2 protein-coding genes and 1 pseudogene are annotated in these 2,663 nt (G+C 67.0%); 1 reads left to right on the top strand and 2 read right to left on the bottom strand.

Annotated features, from left to right (window positions below; all coding sequences use genetic code 11):
• Positions 1-68: 68 nt before the first annotated feature.
• Entirely contained in the window at positions 69-761 is a 693-nt protein-coding gene (locus ACHZD8_RS05615; protein ID WP_394769179.1) for a DUF998 domain-containing protein, read from the top strand.
• 38 nt (positions 762-799) lie between these two features.
• Here ACHZD8_RS05615 and ACHZD8_RS05610 read toward each other — a convergent pair whose 3' ends face one another.
• Together ACHZD8_RS05610 and ACHZD8_RS05605 are read right to left on the bottom strand one after the other, a co-directional pair.
• The gene (locus tag ACHZD8_RS05610) at positions 800-1,402 is read right to left on the bottom strand and encodes a YqaJ viral recombinase family protein (RefSeq protein WP_394769180.1); all 603 of its coding nucleotides are present in this window, start codon (positions 1,400-1,402) and stop codon (positions 800-802) included.
• 96 nt (positions 1,403-1,498) lie between these two features.
• Positions 1,499-2,431, bottom strand: a pseudogene (locus tag ACHZD8_RS05605) (ROK family protein).
• Between the last annotated feature and the right edge of the window lie 232 nt (positions 2,432-2,663).

The raw sequence follows: 2,663 nt of genomic DNA, 5'->3' as shown, positions 1-2,663 counted from the left end.
ATGATTCGCCGGTGTTACAGCGGTGTCAACTGGAAGCAAACTATGCGACGAAGCCCTAACATTCAACAATGACTGCGACGCCGCTCCCGACCCGTCGGTCGGTGGAGGTGGCAGGCACACTCGTCGGGTCGGCATTCGTGCTCGCGGCCCTCGTGATCATCTGGGTGGCCCGGGTCTCCCAGGGGCGTGACCTCTACGTGAGTGAGCTCGGTGCTCCCGGCCAGCCCACCGCGCGCTGGTTCCAGGGAGCACTGCTGCTGATCGTGGTCGGCGGCAGCCTCATCGCATATGCAGCGCGCGGCATCCGCTCCCGCGTGCCTCTGCTCTCGGTCTGGGCTCCGGCGGTGTCGCTGTGGATCGGCTGCGGATTCTTCCTCGTCGCCTCCCAGGTGACCTGCACGAGCGGATGCCCTCTCCCGGTGGGGGCGAGCTTCACCTGGCAGGACTTCGTGCACACCGTTGTGGCGGTGCTCGCATTCGCCGCGGCCTGCCTCGGGATGCTGCAGGTCTCGTTCGCGGTCGGCCATCGATCCCTCGCGCGATTCTCGCTCGGCGCCGGAGTGGCCGTCGCGCTGATCGCGGGGGCGGGCGGCATCCTCTCCCTCGCCCGCTTCCAGGCGGACTTCGGCAGCAGGCTCGAGCTCGCTGCCACCACGATCGCCCTCGCCTGGCTCCTCACTCTGGGAGTGATGATGGCGGTGCGGTCGACCCGAAGCGTCGCTGTTCCGGTCGAGCAGGAGATCGCCCTGACGGTCGGCTGACGACGCTCGGTTGACGACGGTCGACTGACGGCCGTCGACTAATGACGGCCGGCGGCGACCAGCCCGAGCACCTGGTCGGCGAGCTGCACGAGCAGGTGGATCTGGTTCTCGTCGCGATCGATCCACCGGCATTCCGGCTCGGCATTGGTCGGCACGAAGTCGTCGTGCTGCTCCCAGACGAGTAGCGTGCGCTCGGCCCCGAGCACGTACTGCTGCCACCAGACCTGCCGCAGGTACGAGCGCGGGATGGATCGCCAGGCCGACTTCGTGGTCTTGATCTCGGCGAGTTCGAGGTGTCCGGTCGCGGCGATCGCTAGCCCGTCGGGGGTGGCGAGGTGCGAGGTCTCCCCGGCGGCGTGGAAGAGGGCGTCGCTCGAGACGATGCCGTAGTTGCGCTCCACCCAGCGGGCGATCTCCGGTTCGCGCGCCCGACCGTGATCCGTGTAGGCGTTGCCGCCGAAGCCGCTGCCGTTGATCTTCTCGAAGGCTACGGCCTGCACGGAAGCGGTTCCCGACAATCGTGCGACGTCGGTGGCGGTGATACCGCGGCTGCGAGCTCGAAGCCAGGCCACCCGGTCGGCTGCACGAGCGACGATGCGGTCGCGGTGATCCGGAGCCGGCTCATCCCAGAGGGAGAGCATGGGCTGGATGGTGGTCACCTCACCATTGTCTCCCGGAGCACCGTTGGCCGTCGACGCCCCTCCGCAGTAGCACTGCTGCGCTCTGAAAAGCGGGAATCATGCGAAGGAGGGCGACAACGTTCGCGCCTGCGAGGCGATTGCGCCCTCGATTGCATCGGCGGAGAGCACCTGCTGGACGACGAGCATCGACGCACCGAGGAGGCCCGCATCGTCGGCCGCGCGGGAGCGCACGATCGTGAGATGTGCGCTAGCCAGGGGAAGCGAGCGGTGATAAACCACTTCGCGTACGCCGGCGAGGAGGTGATCGCCCGCGGCGGCGAGCGAGCCGCCGAGCACGATGATCGAAGGATTGAGCAGGCTGACACAGGTGGCGAGCACCTCGCCGAGATCGCGACCGGCCTGACGGAGCGCGGCCACGGCGTCCGGGTCGCCGCGTTCGACGAGAGCGACAATGTCTCCGGCAGCAATGTCGTCCGCGCCGCTGGCTGTCAGCGCCGCGGCGATGGCTGGGGCGCCGACGAGGGCTTCGAGACACCCGATGTTGCCGCAGCGGCAGGTCACGGGAGAGCCGCGCGCAACACGCACATGCCCGCGGTCACCGGCGGCACCCATCGCACCGCGCTGCAATTGGCCGTTACCGATGATGCCCGCGCCGATGCCCGTCGCCGCTTTAATGAAGAGCAGGCCGATACCGATGCCATACAGCACAGTGCCACTGAGAGTGGTGATCGCGATCACACAGTGTCACGGCCACAGGTCCACAGCGAGCACCAGCCGCGCGGTCGGGTTGAAGGCGAATCGTGACGGCGGACGGCCACCGGATGATGCGGCCTCACCGACCGCGTGGATGAAACCGGATGCCACGAGGAAATCGACACGCATGGCGATCGTCGACCGTGCGAGACTGGCGCGGACGGCGAGCTCGGCCCGGGTGCGCGGGGTGCCGTCGAGCAGCAGTTGAAACAGGTCACCCGCGCTGGCACCGGTAACCGCCGAGCCGCTGGACGCGCTCGATTCGGTGGTGACCATGTCCTATCGATATCAGTTGCACTTCGTTCCGTCACGCCTGCCGTAGCTTGCGATAAACTATCAACTTTTGTTTGAATATCGACGACAGTGGCCGTAGCTTGTTCATCGTGGCTGCGTATCCCCTGTCCACGGACAAAACGCAGCACCGTGACCAGCATCGCCGCTCGATCTGAGGAGAACGAATGCCAACGACCCCTCCGCTTTCGCTCCAGCTCTACACCGTTCGTGAGGC

This window comes from Lacisediminihabitans sp., from assembly GCF_043726815.1.
GTDB lineage: Bacteria > Actinomycetota > Actinomycetes > Actinomycetales > Microbacteriaceae > Lacisediminihabitans.
This window is presented reverse-complemented; position numbering and strand designations above follow the sequence as displayed.